The organism is Collinsella sp. TF08-11AT (genome assembly GCF_003437035.1).
GTDB lineage: Bacteria > Actinomycetota > Coriobacteriia > Coriobacteriales > Coriobacteriaceae > Collinsella.
Map to the genome: position 1 here is coordinate 467,117 of NZ_QSRL01000001.1, position 22,868 is coordinate 489,984.

Here is a 22,868-nt window from a genome sequence, read left to right on the forward strand (position 1 = left end):
CTTTTTCATCGCTCTAGCGCTTCTTTGGGATTGACCTAAGGCGAGCGAACCATAGGGCTGCGGCACCCGAGGTCAGGAGCGCGGTGATGCAAGCGGCGATGGGAGCTGATCCTGTTGCCGGTAGGTCCTGCGGTAGGGTACAGCGTTGAATGACACGGTCCTCGTCATGTGACTCAAGTTTATCGCCGCCGCCGTTGCGGCAAAGATCGACGCGTGCGCTGTTGGTGAGTGCAGTTTGGGGTGTGTAAGCCGACGTTGCCTGCATGTGCACGACTGCGCCCCGAGCATCTGTGCCAAGGATTGCTTTGGCATCGTCAAGGTCGTCGTGCTCATCTTTGAGATCATCACGGGTCCAAGAATCCGTATCGCTTCGAGTCGTAAAGTCGGCGGCTACCGCACCGTATTCAATGCGAATGCCCGTCACGACGGTATTGGATGCAAGGTCGAGTTCTTTCGCCTCGAGTGTGGCGGATTCCGTGGTCGAGACATCCGCCTTCCAGAGGTGCCAGCCGTCGTAATCGACGAGGCGGCAATCTTCACCCAGACTCTCTTTTACTTCGTCGGACTCAAGCCAAGGATTTTCGTGCCCATCGCCAAGAGTCGCGTTTGCCGGCTCATCGACGTCTGTCGAGTCCAACGGCGTCGTGCGATACCACACGTTGCACAGACCGTTGAGGTCGCCGATGGCGACGGGGGTTTCGATTGAGACGAATCTCGCCGTGCCGTCTTTGGCGCACTCAAGATCATCGGTAATCGTAAACTCATCAACCCAAGTAGCGGAATCGTTTCGAGCATCGATGGTATAGGAGAAAAGCCCATCCGTATTGGTTTGCATCGCGGCGCGGTTTTTTCCATCGCCGTTAGCCAACAGACCCTTCCCGATAGGTTGGACAAGCTCCTGACGCTTGTCGACCTGTCCTTTGATCTCGATGGGCGCATCCTTCATCGCGACGGATTGGACTTCTCCCGTATCCTTTATTTCAAACGTTATCTCCTCGGCAAGGTCATAGGTCCGCGGAGACATCATTTCGCGCAACGAGTAGGTGCCGGGTGCAAGATGTTCGACGCGGTGCGGCTTGTCGGATGAGGTCCAGGAGTCTATTTCGGTTTTATCGGGACCATATAAGGTGAGCTGTGCGCCTTTCACTTCCTGCTCTCCGCTTGCATCGACCTTGGAGATGTCAACCTTGGTGTAATCGTTGGATACGTTAAGCCGTGCCTCCACAACGGGTGTTTTCTGGTCGGCATAAGTCAGGTCGACAATATGGGATGTCCGATCGAGTAAGAAGCCTGCCGGCGCTTGAGTCTCGACAACCTCGTAGCGTGCGGTGCCAGATCCCAGCGGGAGGTCGTCCGCGCGTGCTTCTCCAGTTTCATCCGTTGTGACGCTAGCGACAGTCTCACCGTCGAGCGCGGCAATGCTACCGTCGGAGCGCACGATATCACCCGAGGCACGGATCTCAAAGATGGCGCCCGCGAGGCTGCTGCCGTCTACGGCATCGGTTTTAACGATCCTGATGTTTCCGGTCGCGGTGTGATCATAATACGAGGCGATTGCAATGGGCGTTAGGTTCATGTCGGTGGGTATGTTTACCTCGATCTCTTCACCGACAAGATAGGGCTCTTTGGCCGAGGTTTCGCGTACATAATAGGTGCCCGGCACGAGCGATTCGGGCAGTGTGACGGTGCCGGTCGCGTCAGTCGTAAAGGTGTCCATTACATTATGTGCTGGATACCAGCATGTTTGTGAGACAGGTTTGTGATTGCTGTCGAGGAGTTGGAAGGTGAATCCGGCTAGCGGAACAGAAGCGCCTGTTTGGGCATCGCGTTTTACAATCTGGAGATGCGTCGACAGAGCGTGGTTGTCCACGATATATTGAAGCTCGGCGCCGTCGGAAATCTGATTGGCCCCGACGGTCCATTCCCCTGCACGTTTAAAACCCTCGGGGACGGTTTCCGGAACCTCGCGAACGGTGTAGCCGGCGCGGTCGTATGGGATGGCTCCGTGGACACCGGCGGGTCGCTTGCCTGCGCCGAACCATGCTTCTGACTGATCTTTGGTGGAGGCAAAGCCATAGATGCTTGTGGTCAGTGTGCCAACAACCTGCTGAGAGCTGTTGCTGACAACCTCAAAGACAACACCTCCTGCCGGCTGCTCCAGGCCGGATTGATCGCTATTGCCGTAGTCCTTGAATTTGGAAATCTCAAGGTCAAACGCAATGGGGATATCGGAAACGCGAGATTCGATCTCGACCACGCCTGAATCACCGAGCTGGTCGGCTCCAACGGTATAGGACCAGCTGTCGTTGGCTGGCAGGTAGCCCTCGGGGGCTTTTGACTCATAGATGGTAAAGGTTCCTAGGGGGACATCGGTGAGGGTAGCTCGACCGCTTTCATCGGTTGTGAGGGTTTGCGCCCATCCGGGGGTGGATTGCGACACGCACGTGAACTCTGCTCCCGCAAGTGAAGCTCCAGCCTGGGGTCCGGCATCCGTCGCGGCATCGAGTTTTACGATACACAGGTTGATGGTGCCGGGCTGTTCTTCAATGGCGACCTGTCCACCGTCATTCCCCGTGGTAAAGGCGATGCGATCACGACGGGGGACATAGCCGGCCGGCGCCTTCGTTTCAACTAGGTAGTATGCCGTATTGGGCAGAAGTGCTGCCTGCGCTCGACCGTTGCTGTCCATCTGGATGGTGCCGACACGCGCGCCGCTGGCGCTCTCAAAAACATCGAATGTTGCCCCGTCAAACTGATAAGTATTGTTTCCGCTGGTAATGGCAGCGTTTGCAGACTGCTTTTGGAAGGAAACAGAGACCGCCGGCAGTACATAGAGCATGTCTTGACGTTTGCTGCCGCCCGATACGGCTCCTAGATAGCGCCGCGCGCGGTGCGGAGCGGCTTTGATGCTTCCTGATTTTGCGCTGTCGTGGAGCCATCGCGCAGCCGCCACGACTTCATTGTCGGCGGTAAAGTGTCCACTCTTGGTTTTGCCCTGAGCGGTCGTGTAGGAGTAGGTGCCGTCGACATGGGTAGTGCCGTTGAGCATCCATACGGCAAGCTGGGTGGCGGCGCGGGCGCGATCTGGTGAAAGATGGTAACCGCCAAACGACGTGGCGGTAGGATATCCGTGACAAACGATTGCCGCGAACTCGTCGTCGAGCCACACCCAGCCTTGATCAAAGTTGAGCCATGGGCCGCCCGGCTTGGTGGGGCCGGGGCGCTCCTGGTTCATGCAGTAGGCAATCGAGGCGTCTTGAGCTTCATACTTGCCGATGAAGAAGGGCCCACAATCATCGCTAATAGTGCGGAAGCCGAGCTGGTCGTAGCCATCGACGGCAAATGCGGCTCCCGGTGCCAGGCAGCCGAAAAGCAGGAAGAGGAGCAGGAGCAGCGGACCTGTTGTGATTGCGCTGTGGACAGAGTGCGTGGGTGCGTTGGACATGGCTGCTCCTTATCCCTCGTGCGCCGCACGGGGAGGCTGCGACGCGTAGGATGAGGCTACCCCCGAGGTTCATGCGGGTAAGTACCGGAGCCTGACCAAAAGCTTGCCCAATTCCTGACAAATTGAGCTCAAATACAACAATCAAGCAAAAGCGCAGGTAGAAGATAGGGAGAACAGGAGGTCAAAGGTCCTCATCTCCACAATTGACGCGATTTTCAAACGAATCTCCACAGTTAAAACAAGCATCACCACCCTTGTATCGAACAAGAAAACCGCGTTATACTAGCCAACACACAAGCGGGCATCGCCAAGTGGTAAGGCATCAGCTTCCCAAGCTGACACTCGCGGGTTCGAGTCCCGTTGCCCGCTCCAGTTAAGAGCACAAGCACGGCACCATCACGGTGCCGTGCTTTTTTCAATAAAGTGCTGGGATTCGAACCCGACAGGGTGCGAGCGTTAATCAAATGTCCAAGTGTGAATTCTCACACTATGCCGTTAACCAACTTACTACGATACGCGTTGCATTTTGTTTGTGTTGAGGCTATAGGCTTAACGGCGGTTAAAAGGTCACCTCACTAGGTGTTGGAGACAACCTTCTCGATGGCGATATCGACCTGCTCCTGTGCCAGCTTGGTAGCCTCGTTCTCAAGTTGGTCAGCCTTGGCCGAGGTGCTCACGCTCCTGTCCATAAGGTCGGCGATGGCAGATTCGACGTCCGCGCCAAGACGGGGAACGCGAATTTTTTTGATATCGATAGGGCTAAGTTGAGGCACCGAGGTTCCGTATGCGCAACGAACGACCGACGGCCTGCCAACGGTGGGACTGTTCAGAAAAGCAAGCAGGTAGCCAGTTCGAATCTTTGTAACGTCGGGATAGATTCTCAGCAGATGGTTGCTGCCAAACATTCCCTCATGATTCTCCGTGAGCAAAAGAGCTCGTCCTAGGATGCCGTACTTTTGACCAGAACATGCCATGACGAGAGTTCCCGGCTTTAGGATGTAACGCTCCCAGTTTTTAATGAGCTTGGCGTAAACAAATTTTGTCGGTTGAGTGTTAACGTCAAAGACCTCGGACACACCCACAAAGGGAACGTTGGAATCGCCATAAAACCGCTTGAAGCGAGGAAGCTCTTCGACGTCCTCTACAAGTTCAGCAAGTGGCGCATACTCCATTACGTCAACCAATGAGTCTACGGCGCTTATAGAGCCGGCATAACTGTCAGCATCAAGGCGCGATCTGTTGTCAATAACTTTGGATAAACTCACCACGCATGTTCCTGCAGGACTTTCTGCCTCACAAGCAATACCGACCTCCTTCTCCAACAGCTTAAACGCCCCGTCCCGCAGCTTCCAGGCCTCGCCGCGCAGGCGCACAGCCTCGGCAGCTTTGTCGCCGATGGCTTTGCGCGTGGCCGCATCGGGCATGATGACCGGAAACTCGTTGGCGTGGGCCACCTCGATGTGCTTGATCATGTGACCGTACTGAGACGCTCGTGCGATCTGCTTGAAGAAGTCCGTCTTCATATACGCGTAGAGCCAGCCGTACTCGTCTTGGTCCTTCGGCTCGATGCGCAACAGGTCGTCCGTGATGACCTTGTTCAGGTGATGCGGGTACACGGCGGTAACGTTGCCCACCACGCCCGAGCGCGAAAGCAGCAGCCAATCCTGATTGACGAATCTAGAATCAGCCTGGGGCACGAAAGGCGCGGCGAGCCACTTCCTCACTCGGGGAAAGTCCTCGAACACCTGGCCGGCGGTAAAGAAGGGTAGCCCTTTGCCTTCCGGCACGGTATACCCCGTCAGTCTGCTCGGCTGCCAAATGTCGGTAAGGTCACCGAGCCTCTTGTGGTTGTCGCACTGGTTGGCAAGGCGTACGAAGCCGTACCCGTCGCGCAGGTAGGTTGACGCCTCGAGCCTCACGTCGCCGCCCAGCACGGTGGAAAGTCGGACGCTCTTCACCAAAGGCGCGATCGTCATTGGTCTCGCCTCCATTCAAAGAAGGCGCCGGCGATCGCCATCGTCTCGTCGTCCACCACGCGCTCCTTCGAGGTGTGGCTGCTCTCCTCTTCGGAGCCCACGTTGCCCGTCACCGCGGTGGTCTGCTCCTGCACAATGGGGTAGCCGTCATCGTCGCGTACATAGGTGGTCTGACCACGCTTGTCGTGCCCTACGTGGTCACAGATGGCCATAAATATCTTGTAATCCTGGAAGGTACCGTCCTTGCAGTATGCCTCTTCCTCACTGTCCCAGCGTCTCAGCACAAGGACGGATGTCTGCACGCCCACGTTGGGTTGGAACGCATCCGGGTGCATGTCTACCGAACCCAGGATCTGCGCATGGCGCAAAATCCACTGGCGCACGTAGCCCAGACCCGGGTTGCCCAGGATGCCGTTGGGAATGACGAGCGCCGCCACACCCACGCCGGGCTCAAGCAGGCGGATACACCGCTCGATGAAGAGGATCTCGGGCGGCTGAGATGAGAAGAGCTTGGGTTCCATGCTCCACTCGGCATCTTCCTCGGACCACGACCAGGTGTGTCCAAGGTCGAAGGATTCCAGAATCGCCGGGTCTTCGATAGGAATCTTGGAGCCAAAAGGTGGGTTGGTCATAATCGCCGTAACGCCGTGCCCCGGCTGCAGCGCCTTATTTGCCGCAATGTCGGCGGCGTCCAGGCGCAGCGCCTTTTGCAGTTTGGGTTCAAAGCCCGAGAACGGCTCGAGCGAGTTGGCGTGGAACAGCTGTCCGGTGCCGTCGTTGTTCATAACCATATTCATCTTGGAGGCACGCACTAGGATGGGATCAAAGTCGATGCCCACGATATGCTTGGACAGGAACTCGCGCTTGCGCGCGATCAGAGCCTCTTGCTTGGCTGCTTTGCTGCGCCCGCTCACCTCGACGGAGTCTCTGATCTTCTCAAGCACGTAATTCATGGCCGTGACCAAAAAGCCGCAGGTGCCCATGGCGGGGTCGAGGATGACGTCGTTTTCGGACGGGTCGACCATCCGCACCATCATGTGGCACATGTTGCGCGGCGTGAAGAACTGGCCCTTGTCACCACGCAGGTTGGAGCCCACGATTGTCTCGTACGCGTGGCCCTTAACGTCCACGTCGCTCTCGAGCAGGGAATACATTTGCAGCTGCGCCACGATGTAGGCGAGCACATCGTCGGTTAATGCGATGCGCTCGTCGGCCTTGAAGATGGTCTCGTACGACTGCTTGACGTTTCCAAAGAGTGCCTCGATGCGCTTGCGGCACTTCTTCTTACCCGCGGCGCCCTGGCGCTCGGTTGGCGTGATGTAGAACGTTGGCGTCTCGGAGTCGCGCTCATCCTGGATTTTGCAGAAGATGATCTTGAGCAGTTCAAGGAATGCCTCGGCCTTTTGGATGCCTTGGTTTCCGGCGATGTAGTTGTGACAGCGGCGGAACGAGTACAGCAGCGAGTCACTGGCGGCGGGGCGCAACTGGTCGAAGCGCGGCGCGTCGTCGGGTACCTCGCCACCAGCATGTGGCAGATCGGGCACGGCCTCGGGGCCGCGCTTGCCGGCATCGTCCACCACGTAACGGAAGGTAAGCAACTCGTCGCCGTTGGTCCACATGCCATAGGTCGAGTTCATGCAGGCAGACGCATAGGAGTGCATTTGATCTACGCCGTCTTTTTTGCCTTTGGCCTTGGTCTTGGGGTCTTTGCACTCGACGATGATGTGGATGTTTTCCTGGGTGTGCGCTTTTCCCGGCTCCCAGATGGCGACGTCGACCGCTTTTCGGTTGCTGCCGAACTTGATCGACTCCTCGACCCCGATCTGCTCCTTCTTGTAACCGTACTCACGCACGAGGGACTTTAGGATTTCCTGGCGCACTCGCTCCTCGGGGGTGTCCCTGCGCTGCGTCACGCCGTCGATGAAGTCCAGTATAGTCTCCGGCTGGATGACCGAAGTCTTGCTCACTTGCGACATTACGATTCCGTCCTTCCAACCTTGGTGTTGGTATCAACGCGTGCGGGGCCGCCCGATGCGACGCCCATCTCGCGGCTAATCAAATCTTTAAGAAATCCCTGCTTGTTTTCCTGTGCGGAGAGGAATGACCAAATCTCCTCTTCGGCGGGATAGAACCGCAGACAGAACTGCTGGGTCTTGTCGTGCTTGTACTTACGATCGGCTCGCTTCTGAGCTTCTGACGGCATGGCACCTCCCAAGGACATAGCTTAGCCATAATAGGAATTAGTATAGGTCTACACCTATATGTAGACAAGCAAAATATCACGAATCAGCAGGTAAAGGATGATTTTTAATTAAAGAAATAGAAGCCAACAAATGTAAAAACGGCCTCTAAGACATTGGACGTTTTTACGGTTGAGGAAGGTGGAGCTTGAGAAATGATCCGCCATGAGCGCTCCCTGCCGCTCGTGCATGGAGTGGCAGGGAACTATTTTTGTTGTATGAGACTGCCGTCTCGCAAGGTTGCAATGCCCGATTGGATGTCGACTTCAGTTGGATCAACCATATGCGCTGTTGCCTGACGCTGCGCGATGCCAGACGACGGAGGATGCGTCCTATCACGACTGGTAGTCAGGCACATTCTGGGCTAGTTGCGAACTTGGCTTGGAATGTGCCTGTTTGGCAGAATCGAAATCGCGAGCCATATCACTCGACTATGTGCCACTCAGCTGCCGAAGTGCTTCCAGCGTTGGTGATGCGGCCAGCTTTCCGTAGGCTTTGGAGCAGATAGCTTACATGGTCGCCTTTTTGCTTTGCCGTAAGGTCTGCCGGCAAGGCATGATCCAGCCCTGCGATAATCTCCGCTCTTGAACATGGGCGCACGCGCAGGAGCTCCAAGATCAACTCCTTGAAGACGCTATTGTCTACGCCCTTGTTTCGCACATACTCGCTGTGGGCACCGGTGGCTGCTGCCACCTCGGCTGAGACCGTCAGTTTGGGGTAACGGCCCCTAACGAGGCCTTGTTCGTGAAGCAGACGTGACTGTTCCTTTGTGACGGGTAGTCCCTTCTGAACGAGGTCCAACAGCAGCACTGTCACCAAATCAAGATTTCGATTGCTTGCGAGAAGTCGAGAATAGTCCTCGTTGAGAACCGTACCGTACAGCGTTACGGCAACGCGCCCAATCTCAGATAGATCGTAGGTGGGCATTGGTAATAGGCGGTTGCGCTGAATATCGAAGACGTTGCGAATGCCTATGGCGTTGCGGTCCATCATGCCTGTTTTGTTCATAGCGCTTGAAAGCAGGGGGTTACGGTAGTAGGGCGGCTTGTAGCCGCTCGCGAGCGCGTTCTCTATCGTCTCGGGGATAAAGGCACCCTCGTTCTTGAATATAAGCTTGTCCTCATACTCAAGGACATTGATCTTTCCTGACATCCTGAAATCTTGATGCGCAATAGCGTTGTGGAGAAGTTCTCGAATGACTTCGGGACTGTAGCGATGCGCTTCGGTGGGAAATAGCGTCTCTTCGCGGTCGAAGAAGCGATACTTTTCGTTTCTTATCTTTCCCAGGATACGATCGACCTGCAGAATGAAGGGCGGCTCAAAGTGTTCATAGGCCATAGTGGAGCCGTCGCTCGCGTAGAGCGTCCAAGTGATGCGCGGCTCAATGCCACCCAGAAAGACACTCGATTCCGGTTTGCCCAGAAGAACGAGCGCCGCATTGCTCACGTGGCCGTGGATCACAAGCGCCATCTTGCTAAGGATAGATTCTTCGTCGAGGCTACGAACGGCAGGCTGGCTTTCTCCGAACTTTTCGACGAATTTGGAGCATGCAAAGCTAACTGCATCTGGATCAAGGTCACCGAAGTTTGCCTCGTAGGCAATCTGGCGCGACCAGTCGGGCCGGCTCTGCCCGTAAATGGCGTCGAGTTTGAACTTGGGCATCTCTACGAGGGACTCATTCTCTCGTGACCAAGGGATTCCGTGCCAAGTCGTTGGCGTTGCGAAGCTGCCAGCCGGTATCTGGAAAGCAATGACTCTTTTGTCATCAACCTCAAACTCGTAAATCTCTTCGAAAGTCATGCCGTTGTTGGTGTATTGGGCGATTTCGTGCTTTAGGCGTCGCAGGCCGACACTTGGCGATTGGGGTTCTTTACGGTAGGCGGTTCCCTTTATCTTGCGGTCGTTTGAAATGCCAAAGAAAAGCCATCCGCACTCTGCCTTGCGTAAATTGGCCTCGTTGCTGAGGGCGGAGAAATACCTGCCAATGTCCTCGAAGTCATAGTTCTGCTTTGCTGCCTTGTATTCGACGACCTCGGTCTCGACGTCTGCAATGATGCGCAGAAGTAGGGAGGGCATTTCGCTCGTTTTCCGTATCATGACACTCCATATAATGTAATTTTATCCGCAACTAATGTAATTATATCTCCTGTTACATTAGCCGCCCGTGCATAAGGCTGTAGGCCGACTGTAAGGTCATATATTTCAGTGCATATAATGTCTGTACTTTTAATTTACCTCGCAGATTAGCTGCCAGGGGAAACGGAAAATAATGTGTCTTCTTCTAATGTAATTTCGCATGTAGCTTCGCGGATAACGCGTGAAATTACATTAGTACACGGAACTATTGCCGCCTGCTGCGGTGACGCTGCTGTCCATCTTCGTTGCCCGCTCCAATTCCAAAATGTTAGGTTCATGCCTGCTGCCCATACTTGCACCTGCGCACGGTACAATGGTTGGGTTACGACCAACGTGCCAATAACCAAAAAGGAGCCGCTATGATCGATCGCTATACCCGCCCGGAGATGGGACACATCTTCTCCCTCGAGAACAAGTACGCCATTTGGCAGGAGATCGAGGTTCTGGCCTGCGAGGCCCAGGCGGAGCTCGGTAAGATCGGTATTTCCAAAGACGAGGCCCAGTGGATCCGCGATCATGCCAACTTTGAGAAGGCGAAGGTCGATGAGATCGAGGAAGTCACGCGCCACGACGTCATTGCCTTCCTGACCAACATGAAGGAATACATCGATGCCGATGTTCCCGAGGGCGACCCCAAGCCCAGCCGCTGGGTTCACTATGGCATGACCAGCTCCGATCTGGGCGACACGGCTCTGTGCTACCAGCTCACCCAGGCCTGCGACTTGATCATCGAGGACGTCAAGAAGCTCGGCGAGATTTGCAAGCGTCGCGCCTTTGAGGAGCGCAATACGCTCTGTGCCGGCCGCACTCATGGTATCCACGCCGAGCCGATGACCTTCGGCATGAAGTTTGGCTCTTGGGCCTGGGAGCTCAAGCGCGATCTGGATCGTCTTGAGGACGCCCGCAAGAATGTTGCCTTCGGCGCCATCTCGGGCGCTGTCGGCACCTACAGCTCCATCGAGCCGTTTGTCGAGGAGTATGTCTGCGAGCACCTGGGCCTGGTTCACGACCCGCTGTCCACGCAGGTTATTAGCCGCGACCATCACGCCTATCTCGCCGGTGTTCTTGCCACCACGGCGGCCACCTGCGAGCGCATCGCTACCGAGGTTCGCAATCTGCAGAAGACCGATACCCTCGAGGCCGAGGAGCCGTTCCGCAAGGGTCAAAAGGGCAGCTCCGCCATGCCGCACAAGCGCAACCCCATCACCATGGAGAAGGTCTGCGGCCTGTCGCGCGTCGTGAAGGCCAACGCGCAGGTTGCCTTCGACAACGTCGCCCTGTGGCACGAGCGTGACATTTCGCACTCCTCTGCCGAGCGCGTCGCCCAGGCCGATAGTTTCATCGCGCTCGACCACATGTTCCAGTGCCTCATCCGCGTTATCGACGGCCTGCAGTTGTATCCCGCTCGCATGATGGCCAACCTCAACAAGACACGCGGCCTCATTTTTTCCTCCAAGGTCCTGCTGGCCCTCGTCGACACGGGCATCACCCGCGAGGACGCGTACGCCATTGTGCAGGAGAACGCCATGGCAACCTGGCACGAGGTACAGGATTGCGTCTCCGGCCCCACCTTTAAGGAGCGTCTCGAGGCTGATCCGCGCTGCACCGTCAGCCAGGAGAAGCTCGACGAGATCTTTGATCCGTGGGACTTCCTCACCCGCATCGACACGGTCTTCGATCGTCTGGAGCAGCTGAGCTTCGAGTAGGGTTGACCTAATTCGACCGCCTGCGGATGCATTTCAACCATTGGCGCCTTGCCCGTTTTGGGCAAGGCGCTTTTTTCACTGCCGCATTGGCTCCCGGTAATAAAATGAACTTTACTGCTGTTTCGATGAAAGGAGGAGCGTGCCCAGACGTATCAAGCGAGTCGCCATTGTCTCGTTTACGCTCATGCTCCTTGTTGCTGCCTGTGTGGTCGCCCTGACGTATACCGTTCGAAGCAGTTCTTCCTCCTCGAATGAAGCCGACAAAGATCTCCCAGTACTCAAAATCGGCGTTACGGATAACGACCCCTATGTGTATATCGATACCACGGGCGATTACGTCGGTATCGATATCGACATCGCCCGCGAGGCCTGCAAGCGTGCGGGGCTCAAGCCACAGTTTGTCGATATTGACTGGAACGATCGCGACCGGCTGCTCAAAAACGGTGATATCGATTGCCTGTGGTGTGATTATTCTCCCTGCTATCGCGAGGATAAGTATTACTGGACCGAGCCGTATCTAACCGTGCCGGTCTCGGTTGCCGCCAAGAAAACGAGCGGCATCAAGTCCTTGGCGCATCTCGATGGAAGCAAGACCATCGCGGTGATTGCGGGCTCGGTGAGCGAACGCCGATTGCTCGCAGGGGATCTGGAAATCTCGCCGGACGTGCAAATCAAATCGTACGGTTCTGCCGAGCTCTGCAAAGCCGCCCTCGCCAAAGGGTATGTCGACTGTTGGATGGCGGACGTTCAGTCGCTTGATCGACTTGTCGCCCAGTATCCCGGCCTTTACCGCGTGTTCGCTGACAACGTTATGACGGTTGACCTTGGCGTCGCGTTTAAGGACGGCTATGAGGGGGAGTACGTCAAAAACCTCAATACCGTGCTGTTCGAGATGGATCGAGATGGCACGATTGAGCGCATTGTGGGCAAGTACAAGGCAGGGGCGACGACGGACGGGCAAGGAGCGGAATCATGACAAATGATGAGCGCCGCTTGCGCCGAAAGGCATTAGTCACCGCGGCTATCTGCGTTGTGGTCAGCGCTGTCCTGTTGGGTCTGCTGTATATGGTCGGCACGCATCGCTGTCTCGATAAAACGCTTGGGTTTGGTCAGGAAACCATGGTGTTTTTAAAAAACGCCTGCGAAAAATATGACCGATATGAACAGGGAAGAAAAACCGAAGCGACGCACAATTTGGATGCCGCGCTCGAGTCGTTTTCGACGTTCTTGCCGTCTGATCACGTTGAAGTCAACGATGACCTCGTCGAGGAGTACGTCCATACCGAGCACCTTTCGGGAATGTTGGTCATGGACGCCGACGGCCATATGGCCGCTCATTACGATATTGATGGTCGCGATCCGCTGATGCTGTGGCGAGAGGAGCTGGCCTGTTCGTCGGTCGCATCGATGTATCGAGGATCCAAGGTGTCCTACTCGACGGTCGTTGAGCGTCGCGATGTCGACTTTGCCGTGAGTGTTGTTCCGTACGGTGATGGCGTAGCGCTGGGGTATCGATCGCTTGCGCCCGAGCCCGCCGATGATTATTCGTATACGATCGCCGACGTGCTCGTGAACAACACATTCCATCAGAGCCCAACGGTGCTCGTGATGCGCGATATGCAGATCGTTTCCTCAAACGATTCGAATGTCGATCTAACCCTTGCCCGGCTTCTTGCCGATAGCGGAATTGATTGGAAAGACGAAGGCTTAACACGTATCGAATATCGGGGAAGTACCTGGTATGCCGTGCGTGCGGCGTATGAGGACTATCGCCTGTTTGCGCTTTATCCCAAATCTGAGGTCATGTCGGGCAGGATTTCATTTATCGCTGCCGGCGTGCTGGTGTGCTTGGCGTTTTGGGTTGTAGTGCTGTTGGCGCGCAACATTGCCGATCGTCGCAATTTGGCCGAAAAGGACAAGCAACTCGGCATCATCAATGCTATCAGTTCCATATATGAGTCGACCTTCCTGCTGCATCTCGATACGCTCGAGATCGAGGGAATTAACATGTCGCCATCGGTGGCAAAGATATTTTCCGAGCACGCCGAGGCATATGATTTTTTTGCAACGGTTTGCCGAGACATTGTGAGTCCCGAAAGTCGCGAGGCGGTCATGGAGCTCTTAGATATAAAGACGCTTCAGGATCGTATGGAGGGCATGCCGTACTTGGATGCCGAGGTACGAGACTGCCGAGGTACGTGGTATTCGCTGCAGGTTGTTCCACAGCGCCGCGATGAGCAGGGTCGACTGGAGTCGGTCGTCGTGGCGACGCATAACATCTCGATGACAAAGCGCGCCGAGGAGCTTTCTTTCCAGGATAAGCTGACGGGACTTCGCAATAGAAATTACCTTGAGTCCCTTGGCGACGACCTGGTGAACGATTCCCTGCCCGTGAGTGTGATCATGATGGACTGCAATTTCCTCAAGCGTACCAACGATCTCTACGGTCACGAAATGGGCGATGAGCTGCTACGGCGTACGGCGTCTGTATTGAGGCGAACGGCAGGCGAGAAGTTTGTGCCTATGCGCATTGGTGGCGACGAGTTCTTGCTGATTTGCCCTCGCACCGATCGCGAATCCGCATGTGAAGTAGTGCAAGATCTTCGCCTCAGCCTTGCTGCTGCGAGCGATGAGGTGCTGACAGTCAGTGCGTCGTTTGGCGTCGCGACGGCAGAGGCACCTGGTTATACACTGACCGAGATTTACCACATCGCTGACCACAACATGTATCAAGAGAAACGAAAAGTCCACGCTCGGGAAGCAGATTGCTAGTATTGCTGCCGCCGGTTTGCGCACTGGGGAATGTTGAATCGGTGCCCGCGATACTTTATCGGTTCGGACGGGGATAATAGACGTCTGAAATTGCTTTACGAGAGGGGAACGCAATGATTAGTTTTGATTACAAGCCTCAGGGCGTATGCGCTCGCAATATCCACCTTGACCTGTCCGATGACGGCAACAAGGTGGTGGGCGTTGAGTTTACTGGCGGCTGCAACGGCAATCTCAAGGCTATCTCTAAGCTGGTCGAGGGCGCTCCTGCCGATCGTGTAATCGAGGTTCTCGCTGGTAATACCTGCGGTATGAAAAAGACCTCCTGCGCCGATCAGCTCACGCGCGCTATCGAGGCCGCTCGCGCCGAGATCGCCTAATGGGTATCGCCGACCACGTCAAGAACGGAATATCGCGCCGCGGCTTTGTGCTCGGAGGGGCTGCCGCGGGCGCTGCCACGGTGCTTGCCGGATGCTCAAAGAAAACGGGTACCAGCGACGATGCTGCCGGCGAGCCACAAGTTATCAAAGACGACTCAAAGATTGTCTCGATTACGGATGAGTATGAGGCCGTCGATATCGATCTTGAGCCGGCGGCGTCGTGGACGCTGCCGCTGGGCACGCTGCTGTACTACTGCGATGGCGACTACGCCGCCGCGATGATGGCGCCTGCTTCTGCCCTGCATGCCAATACGCTTGGTGTGCTCAACCTGGGCGATGGCTCGCTTACCACATTAATCGAGGATCCTATCGAGGGCACGGGATATGCTTTTTACGATGTCCGTGCCGGCGATGGCGTGTTTGCGTGGGTTGAGATGAACTTTGCCAATTCATCGTGGAAGCTCTACGCTCAAAATCTGTCGGGCGCTTCGCTCTCTGGCGACGTGGCTGAGCTCGATCGAGGTGGCAAGGACTATGATCCGCCCCTGCTTACGGCGTTCGGGTCATCGGTCATCTGGTATAAAATGCCTTCGGCAGGCGGCAATAAAACGAGTAGTGATTCGTTTTGCTATCGTCGCTCGCTTGATGAATCCAAGGCCGAGGTAATTTGGAAATCGATGGGCCGCTTTGCATCGGCCCCGCGCGCGAGCGACGGCATTTTGACCATCTCGCCGCGTGTCCGCAACGACGAAGGCGTCTACTACGGCATAACGGCAATCGATCTGACCGATGGCAACAACACCAAACGTGCCCAGCTAGTCCTTCCCTCGTCAGTCTCGCCTTTCGAGGCCGTATATATGGGCGACACCTTCGTGTTCTCCATTGAGGCGACGTATAACGGTGTGGGTAGCCTGGGCAATATGGGCACCTATATCGGTAACGAGGGCGGGCCGTACCTCTTCCTTTCGCGTGAGCCGCTCGCGTGCGTTGCGGGAAGGAAAAATAAATACCTGGTTAAAGTCCAGGCGTCGCATTTTTTGATTGACACTTCGGCTAAGACCTACGGCTCGCTTCTGTCGCCCGACCGAGCCCTGGAGTATGGCGATTATCCAGCTACGGCGGGAAAATCGGACTCATTCCTTACGTACGCCACGGTGCGCAACAGCCAGGGTATACCAGAGACGGTCACCGCACGCCTATTCTCTCTTTAAGCTTAGAGGGGTTAAAAAGGCGCCAACAGGGGAATAAGCGCGTTGTAATTGTGAGTACCGCCCGCCGAGCTGCCGCGTCATAGTGGCATCCGGCGGGTTCAGGTGCGTTAAAATGGGCTTGTTCTTAGCTAATTGAGACAGGGGGGCCGTGTTATGGCTTCAGATGCAAAAAAGATTCTGCTGGTCGAGGATGAGAAGGCAATCCGTGACGCCGTCGCTGCCTATCTCGAGCGCGAAGGCTACTGGGTTGTGGGCGTCGGCGACGGCCAGTCCGCGATCGAGGAGTTCGAGAAGCATCAGTTTGACCTGGTCGTGCTCGACCTTATGCTCCCCAAGATCCCCGGCGAGCGCGTTTGCCGCACCATTCGCGATACCTCGGATGTCCCCATCATCATGCTGACGGCTAAGGGCGAGATCGAGGACCGTATTATCGGTCTTGAGCTCGGCGCCGACGACTATCTGATTAAGCCGTTCTCGCCGCGCGAGCTTGTCGCGCGCGTACGCGCCTTGTTCCGCCGTGCCCATCAGGCCGACGAGCCAGCCGTCGAGGTACTCGACTTCGGCGATCTGGTCATCGATATCTCGGGCCACAAGATTTTGGTCGAGGGCAAGGAAGTCGACCTGACGGCTTCCGAGTTTAAGCTGCTCACCACGCTTGCCCGTCACCCCGGTCGCGTCTACAACCGCATGGAGCTGGTCGAGAAGGTGCTCGGCTACGACTTTGAGGGCTATGAGCGCACCATCGATAGCCACGTGAAGAACCTTCGCGCCAAGCTGGGCGATGATCCCAAGAAGCCCAAGTGGCTCTACACCGTCCACGGTGTCGGCTATCGCTTCGAGGCTCCGGCCAAGACCGATAAGTCGGACGAGAAATAGGGAAATCACATATGACACCTGCGCGCTTTGAAATCGGACAAAAGCACAAGCAGGAGAGCGAGGCGGGTTCCAAGGCTAGTTGGAACACGCCTCGTTCCGATTCACGGCCAACGATGAGCTATCCCTCGCGCATGGCACTTGCTTTTGCTCTGACATCGCTCATGACGGTATTGGTGCTGGTGGGCGTGGTCTCTGTTGTGTGGGGCACGGTCTTTTCGGATTACACGCGCTCCAATATCGTCGAAATCGCAAATTCCGCTGCCGAAAAGCTTGCGACGTCGTATGAGGAAAACGGCAATTGGACTGCGGGCGAGCTACGTACGGTCGCGACATCGAGTTTGGTGTCCGACGATTTGGGTATGCAGGTCGTCAACAAGAAAGGCGTTGTCGTTTATGACGACTCATGGCCTTCGGCAAGCGCGACCGCCGATGTGCGCGAGAACGAATCGCCGTCGAGCAGCTCGAGCGGGAAAAAAGCATCGCATAGTCCGGTCTCGTCGGCTCCCACCGGCTCCGATAGCGTTGCAAACGTCGAAATCATAACGTCTTCCGGCGAGCATGTCGGACAAGTAAAGCTGTGGGCCATCGGCTCCGATGCCTTGCTCACCAAGGCAGATTCTGCGTTTAGGGAGAAGACCTTTAACGCCATGGCCCTTGCTGCGGTTGTTGCAGTTTGCATTTCGGTCGTTATCGGATCACTCGTGTCGCGCATGCTCACCAAGCCGATTCACCGTATTACCAGCACGGCCAAGCAAATTCGCGATGGCGATCTGTCTGCTCGTACGGGCTTGCGCGGCGATGACGAGATTGATCAGCTGGGTGAGACCTTCGATGAGATGGCCACTTCGCTCGAGAAGGATATGAAACACGAGAAACGTTTGACCTCGGACGTGGCTCACGAACTTCGTACTCCGCTTATGGCCATGCTCGCAACGGTCGAGGCCATGCAGGATGGCGTATATCCTACCGACGATGAGCACTTGGAGACTGTTGCTTCCGAGACGCGTCGCCTGGCTCGTCTGGTGCAGCAGATGCTCGACCTGTCGCGCATGGAAAACAGCACGGCTCCGCTCAACCTTGAGCCGGTGGACATGGTTCCTTTCGTGCGTTCCATCGTCAATGCCCAGGAGCGCCTGTTTGTCGACCGCGATCTGCGCTTGCGCTTTGCTGACGAGACCCAAGGTCACGACGATGTCGTCGAAGCCGATCCCGACATGATCACACAATGCGTCATCAATCTCATGAGCAACGCCATGCGCTACACCCCCGAGGGCGGTTGGGTCGTGGTGTCGGTGCTCAGTGACCGCAAACACGTCAGCATTGCCGTTTCTGATACCGGCATCGGTATTGCCAAGGATGACTTGTCGCGCATCTTCGGCCGTTTTTGGCGCGCCGATGCCAGCCGTGCCCGTGAGGCGGGCGGTCTGGGCGTGGGCCTCGCCGTGACTAAACAGATCGTCGAGCGCCATCACGGCTACATATCCGTGGAGTCGGAGCTTGGAAAGGGTACGACTTTTACGATTCATCTGCCTCGCGAGCACACGGCGGACGCGGCATCTACTACAATGGAGCACTAGCTTTTCGCTATTCGGTGAAGGAGGGGTTTCGTCCCTGCCGCTCCGAGTTTGCGAAAACGTGCGGGAAAGAACCCGCATTACTGTCGTATTTTGGTAAGGAGTGACTCACGTGACAACGATGGAGCGTCGTCCGGATTCCCGTGGCAAGGTTCGTGATATCTACGATGCCGGTGAAAACCTGCTGATGGTCGCCACCGACCGCATTTCTGCGTTCGACTTCATTCTTCCCGACGAGATTCCGTTTAAGGGAGAGGTGCTCAACCGCATCTCGGCATTCTGGTTCGATAAGTTTGCCGGCATCGTTCCCAACCACCTCGTTTCCATCGACCCGGCGGATTTCCCCGAGGAGTTTGCTGAGTATCGTGACTACCTCGCCGGCCGCGCCATGCTGGTTAAGAAGGCCCAGACGATTCCTATCGAGTGCATCGTCCGCGGCTATCTGACCGGTTCGGGCAAGAAGACCTACGACGAGAACGGCACCGTCTGCGGCATCCAGCTGCCTGAGGGCCTGACCGAGGCTTCCAAGCTTCCCGAGCCGCTGTTCACGCCGTCCACGAAGGCCGAGATCGGTGACCACGACGAGAACATCTCGTTCGAGCGTTGCTGCGAGATCGTGGGCGAGGACATCGCCACGCAGATTCGCGACCTTTCCCTCAAGATCTACAAGGCTGCCGCCGAGTATGCAGCGACCCGTGGCATCATCATTGCCGACACCAAGTTCGAGTTCGGTGTCATCGATGGCAAGGTTACGCTGATCGACGAGTGCCTCACGCCCGACTCCAGCCGTTTCTGGCCTGCCGCCAGCTACGAGGAGGGCAAGATTCAGCCCAGCTACGACAAGCAATTCGTCCGCAATTGGCTCAAAGCCAACTGGGATATGACGGGGGAGACCCCGCATCTGCCCGCCGAGGTCATCGATGGCACGTCCGAGCGCTATCGCGAGGCCTTCCAGATCATCACGGGCTCCCAGTTCACAAGCATGAAGGAGAACGCATAAGTGAGTACCCGTAGCGCCACGAACAAGCGCACGCAATCCCACGAGGTTACCGGGGTTGCGCGCAAGTCCGCTGCATCCGCCAAGCCCGCCCGTCAGGCAGCGAGCTCTGTCCGCGTCGTGCCGGCTTCGTCTAAGGCACGCCGCAAAGAGCTCGAGAAGGGCGAGAACCTCGAGGGCCTCTCTAAAGAGGAGAAGCGCGCCCGCAAGGCTAAGCAGCGCGCCAAGGAGGATCGCATCTACACGGTGTCGAATATCCTTCTCAAGCAGGATGAGGACTACACCAAGCGCCGCCGCATCTGGTGGGCCGTGCTCACTATCGGCATGGTGCTCGTCGTGGCCATTTGGGCTTCGCTGTACTTCGCTCCCGCTGGCATGGTGTCCAGCCCTGTCCAGATGGTCGGCATTGTTTTGTCCTACGTCGTCATTTTGGGTGACTTCATCTACGACTTCGTTCGTATTCGTCCCCTGCGCAACATGTACCGCACGCAGGCCGAGGGCATGTCCGAGAACAAGCTCAACGCCCTTATCGAGCGCTCGGCTGCCGAGGAGGACAAGAAGGACTCCAAGAAGAAGTAGCGTTTGCATGCATACTTATCGCTAAGATATAAGGCGCGTCGTTTTTGCGGCGCGCCTTTTTACTGTTCTATAGATAGATGGAGTGGCACATGATTCGAGCTGCCCTGACGGTCGAAGAGGCTCTGGAGGGCATGAAGGCCCTAGAGCCCAAGATTAAAAACTATGCGCGCCTGGTTGTCCGCAAGGGCGTAAACGTCAAGCCCGGTCAGGAGGTTGTCGTTCAGTCTCCGGTCGAGTGCGCGCCGTTTGCGCGCGTGGTGGTCGCGGAGGCCTATGCCTCCGGTGCCGGTCACGTGACGGTTATTTGGGCCGATGACGCCGTGACGAGGCTCACGTACGAGCATGTCGAGAAAAGCTATTTTGAGCAGACGCCCGAGTGGAAGCGCCTGCAGCTTGATTCACTGGCCCAGGATGGTGCCTGCTTTATCTTTATCGAGGGTGCGGACCCTGCCGCTCTTAAGGGCATCGATCCCGCTAAGCCTGCTGCAGCTTCTAAGGCAAGGAACACGCAGTGCAAGGTCTTCCGCCGCGGACTGGACTACAACATCAACCCGTGGTGCATCGCCGGCGCGCCGGTCGTTGCCTGGGCGCGCGAGGTGTTCCCGGGAGACGCCGATGAGGTTGCAATCTATAAGCTGTGGAATGCGATTCTGCATACCGCTCGCGCCGATGGCCAGGACCCGGAGAGCGACTGGGAACTCCATGACGCCGCATTCGAAAAGAACCTGCGTTTCCTGAACGACAATCGTTTCGACTACCTGCATTACACCTCGGCAAATGGAACCGATCTGACGATTGGCATGACGAAAGGTCACGAGTGGGCCGGCGGCAAGGGCAAGACGCCCGATGGGCACCCCTTCTTCCCCAACATTCCCACCGAGGAAGTCTTCACCTCGCCTGATCGTATGCGTGCCGACGGTATCGTGTATTCGGCTATGCCGCTCATTCACCACGGTAACAAGGTTGACGATTTTTGGATTAAGTTCGAGGCGGGCCGCGTAGTGGACTACGATGCCCGCGTGGGTAAGGCGACGCTTGCGAGCATTATTGACACCGATGAAGGTGCCGCTCATCTGGGTGAGGTCGCGCTTATCTCCAAGAACACGCCGATCCGTGAAAGTGGCGTTCTATTCTATGACACGCTCTATGATGAGAACGCTAGCTGCCATCTCGCGCTGGGTGTCGGTTTCCCCGAATGCATCGAGGGTGGGTATGACATGTCCAAGGAGGAGCTCCTGGAGCATGGCGTTAACGTCTCGAGCACGCACGTCGATTTTATGATCGGCACGGACGATATCGATATTACGGGCATTACGCCTGATGGACGTGAAGTTGTGATTTTCCAGAACGGCCAATGGAGTTGGGAATAGCCCCAGACCGTGGTACAATGCCACCCGCGGGCCGTTAGCTCAGCTGGCAGAGCAGGGGACTTTTAATCCCAAGGTCCAGGGTTCGAACCCCTGACGGCCCACCATAGAATAGAAAAGCGACTGGCGGATGCCGGCCGCTTTTTTGTTGCCGCGACATGGGTTCGAACCCGAAAGGGCGCGGAGCTGAGTAAACGCGTGAGCGTTTGCCAGCGCAGCGCGCAAGGCGCGAAGCGCCGCAGCGGCCGTCTGCAGAGCAGGCCGAACCTCTGACGGCCCACCCAAAGAAAGGAAAACGAAATGAAAACAGATAGATACGGAATTAGCGGCAGCACATTAAAGATAATAGCGGCCATTTCGATGGTTCTCGATCATGTAAGCAGGATCGTCCTGACCAATGGAATCATGACTCACGCATCGTACAATCAGATATCAGACGAACAGTGGGCGATTCTAAGCGAGGCTTCGGATGTGCTTCATGTTCTTGGCAGGATTGCATTTCCCTTATTTTGCTTTTTGATAGTTGAGGGATTTTTGCATACTCATGACATAAAGAGGTACCTGCGAAATATGCTTGTCTTCGCAATCATTGCGGAGCCCATATACGATTTCGTTCAAACCGGGCAACTATTTGACCTTCGGCAACAAAATGTTATGTGTGAGCTCCTGCTTTGCTTGGTCTTCTTGATAATTCTGGAAAAGATACAAAGCCTTTCAAAATGGAAGAGGTACATCGCAGAAACTGCTCTGATTGTTTTGACAGCACTGGCAGCTGAATACACTAAACTAGATGGCGGTGTGTATGGCATTCTGCTTGTGGCTGCATTCTATTTATTCCACGACAGCAAGGCCAAGATGTTCTTTGCTGCAGTATGCGCAGTGCTCCTTTCGTCATGCCATATAGTTGGCGGCGGATTTGAGTTTGCTACAGCTAATATATTTAATCCTGATGTTGCCGCCGCGGTCGTTTCGTTGCTGCTTATCAATCTTTATAATGGCAAGCGAGGGCTGAAGCTCAAATATTTCTTCTACATTTTCTATCCGGCTCATCTTGCTCTGCTTTATGGTGTCTCACTTATTGTTTTGAACTGTCTTTAAAAACTCTCAAACAAGTCTCTGAAAGCAGAACTAAATTGACCCTAAGACTGCTTGTGAATTTCCGGAAGACCTGTGAGATACGAGGATAGACAACGAGGGCTGTAGAAAGATGCTTCGAAAGCATGAATGGCAGCGAGAAAATGAGTTCGGAAGAACCCCTCTGGATGCTCCAGCATAGAATAGAAAGCGATCGGCTCCGGCTGGTCGCTTTTTTGTTACCGATGCACGGTTCGAACCCGAACTTCTATATATAGGAACGCTTGGCGAACAAAACCTGCCTTTTACCGACGGGAAACAAATAACCGATGCTTTTGGAGTAAAGTGGCGCTCCAGAGATGACCGATGCCTCAACATCTATAAACCAGCTGGTCACCGCCAATATCAGAAGCTGATGCTTCAGTTATAACCTCAGTGACGTGACTGAGGGACCTATTCATTTGTGAACAAAATATGGAGTGCGCGATTCCCGCCCCCGGCGCCCCTCCGGTCTGGCAATATATCTCCTTGCCGCGCG

General features: G+C 55.8%; 16 protein-coding genes and 2 tRNA genes. 13 read left to right on the forward strand and 5 right to left on the reverse strand.

What is annotated here, in order from left to right; translation table 11 throughout:
• Window positions 1-13: 13 nt before the first annotated feature.
• Window positions 14-3,445, reverse strand: coding sequence for a SpaA isopeptide-forming pilin-related protein (locus DXC79_RS01905; protein ID WP_117634737.1), 3,432 nt, complete (start codon window positions 3,443-3,445; stop codon window positions 14-16).
• A gap of 297 nt (window positions 3,446-3,742) precedes the next feature.
• Between DXC79_RS01905 and DXC79_RS01910 the strand changes: the two genes are divergently transcribed.
• A tRNA-Gly gene (locus DXC79_RS01910) sits at window positions 3,743-3,817 on the forward strand.
• A gap of 203 nt (window positions 3,818-4,020) precedes the next feature.
• On the opposite strand, the gene DXC79_RS01915 is transcribed toward DXC79_RS01910, so the two are convergent.
• The 4 genes from DXC79_RS01915 to DXC79_RS01930 all read right to left on the reverse strand — a co-directional run bounded on the left by DXC79_RS01915 (window position 4,021) and on the right by DXC79_RS01930 (window position 9,758).
• Window positions 4,021-5,421 (reverse strand): hypothetical protein, encoded by a 1,401-nt coding sequence (locus DXC79_RS01915; protein WP_117634739.1) that lies wholly within the window; start codon window positions 5,419-5,421, stop codon window positions 4,021-4,023.
• A complete protein-coding gene (locus DXC79_RS01920; protein WP_117634741.1) occupies window positions 5,418-7,397 on the reverse strand; it encodes an N-6 DNA methylase in 1,980 nt (659 codons plus the stop codon). The genes DXC79_RS01915 and DXC79_RS01920 overlap by 4 nt, the downstream gene beginning before the upstream one ends.
• Window positions 7,397-7,624 (reverse strand): hypothetical protein, encoded by a 228-nt coding sequence (locus DXC79_RS01925; protein ID WP_117634743.1) that lies wholly within the window; start codon window positions 7,622-7,624, stop codon window positions 7,397-7,399. Before DXC79_RS01925 ends, DXC79_RS01920 begins: the two co-directional genes overlap by 1 nt.
• Window positions 7,625-8,084: 460 nt before the next feature.
• Window positions 8,085-9,758 (reverse strand): RNA-binding domain-containing protein, encoded by a 1,674-nt coding sequence (locus DXC79_RS01930; RefSeq protein WP_117634746.1) that lies wholly within the window; start codon window positions 9,756-9,758, stop codon window positions 8,085-8,087.
• Between the two features lie 398 nt (window positions 9,759-10,156).
• On the opposite strand from DXC79_RS01930, the gene purB reads away from it, so the two are divergent.
• The 12 genes from purB to DXC79_RS01990 all read left to right on the forward strand — a co-directional run bounded on the left by purB (window position 10,157) and on the right by DXC79_RS01990 (window position 22,354).
• Entirely contained in the window at window positions 10,157-11,503 is a 1,347-nt protein-coding gene (gene purB, locus DXC79_RS01935) for an adenylosuccinate lyase (protein WP_022093797.1), read from the forward strand.
• Window positions 11,504-11,642: 139 nt separating this feature from the next.
• The gene (locus DXC79_RS01940) at window positions 11,643-12,479 is read left to right on the forward strand and encodes an ABC transporter substrate-binding protein (protein ID WP_117634747.1); all 837 of its coding nucleotides are present in this window, start codon (window positions 11,643-11,645) and stop codon (window positions 12,477-12,479) included.
• Window positions 12,476-14,275 (forward strand): diguanylate cyclase, encoded by a 1,800-nt coding sequence (locus tag DXC79_RS01945; RefSeq protein ID WP_117634749.1) that lies wholly within the window; start codon window positions 12,476-12,478, stop codon window positions 14,273-14,275. The genes DXC79_RS01940 and DXC79_RS01945 overlap by 4 nt, the downstream gene beginning before the upstream one ends.
• A 113-nt stretch (window positions 14,276-14,388) precedes the next feature.
• Window positions 14,389-14,652 (forward strand): TIGR03905 family TSCPD domain-containing protein, encoded by a 264-nt coding sequence (locus DXC79_RS01950; protein ID WP_117629999.1) that lies wholly within the window; start codon window positions 14,389-14,391, stop codon window positions 14,650-14,652.
• Window positions 14,652-15,863 (forward strand): twin-arginine translocation signal domain-containing protein, encoded by a 1,212-nt coding sequence (locus tag DXC79_RS01955; protein WP_117634751.1) that lies wholly within the window; start codon window positions 14,652-14,654, stop codon window positions 15,861-15,863. Before DXC79_RS01950 ends, DXC79_RS01955 begins: the two co-directional genes overlap by 1 nt.
• A gap of 153 nt (window positions 15,864-16,016) precedes the next feature.
• A complete protein-coding gene (locus DXC79_RS01960) occupies window positions 16,017-16,739 on the forward strand; it encodes a response regulator transcription factor (RefSeq protein ID WP_006236208.1) in 723 nt (240 codons plus the stop codon).
• 11 nt (window positions 16,740-16,750) lie between these two features.
• Window positions 16,751-18,316, forward strand: coding sequence for a cell wall metabolism sensor histidine kinase WalK (locus DXC79_RS01965; RefSeq protein ID WP_117634753.1), 1,566 nt, complete (start codon window positions 16,751-16,753; stop codon window positions 18,314-18,316).
• A 118-nt stretch (window positions 18,317-18,434) separates the two neighbouring features.
• Window positions 18,435-19,313: a phosphoribosylaminoimidazolesuccinocarboxamide synthase gene (locus DXC79_RS01970; RefSeq protein WP_117563999.1), complete on the forward strand. Its 879-nt coding sequence runs from the start codon at window positions 18,435-18,437 to the stop codon at window positions 19,311-19,313.
• On the forward strand, window positions 19,314-19,889 hold the full coding sequence (locus DXC79_RS01975; RefSeq protein WP_055251296.1) for a hypothetical protein: 576 nt from the start codon (window positions 19,314-19,316) through the stop codon (window positions 19,887-19,889). It abuts the gene before it with no gap.
• Between the two features lie 89 nt (window positions 19,890-19,978).
• The gene (locus DXC79_RS01980; RefSeq protein ID WP_117634755.1) at window positions 19,979-21,259 is read left to right on the forward strand and encodes an aminopeptidase; all 1,281 of its coding nucleotides are present in this window, start codon (window positions 19,979-19,981) and stop codon (window positions 21,257-21,259) included.
• Window positions 21,260-21,287: 28 nt separating this feature from the next.
• Window positions 21,288-21,363: transfer RNA gene (locus DXC79_RS01985), tRNA-Lys, on the forward strand.
• Window positions 21,364-21,556: 193 nt separating this feature from the next.
• Window positions 21,557-22,354 (forward strand): TraX family protein, encoded by a 798-nt coding sequence (locus DXC79_RS01990; protein WP_117563997.1) that lies wholly within the window; start codon window positions 21,557-21,559, stop codon window positions 22,352-22,354.
• Window positions 22,355-22,868: the final 514 nt, after the last annotated feature.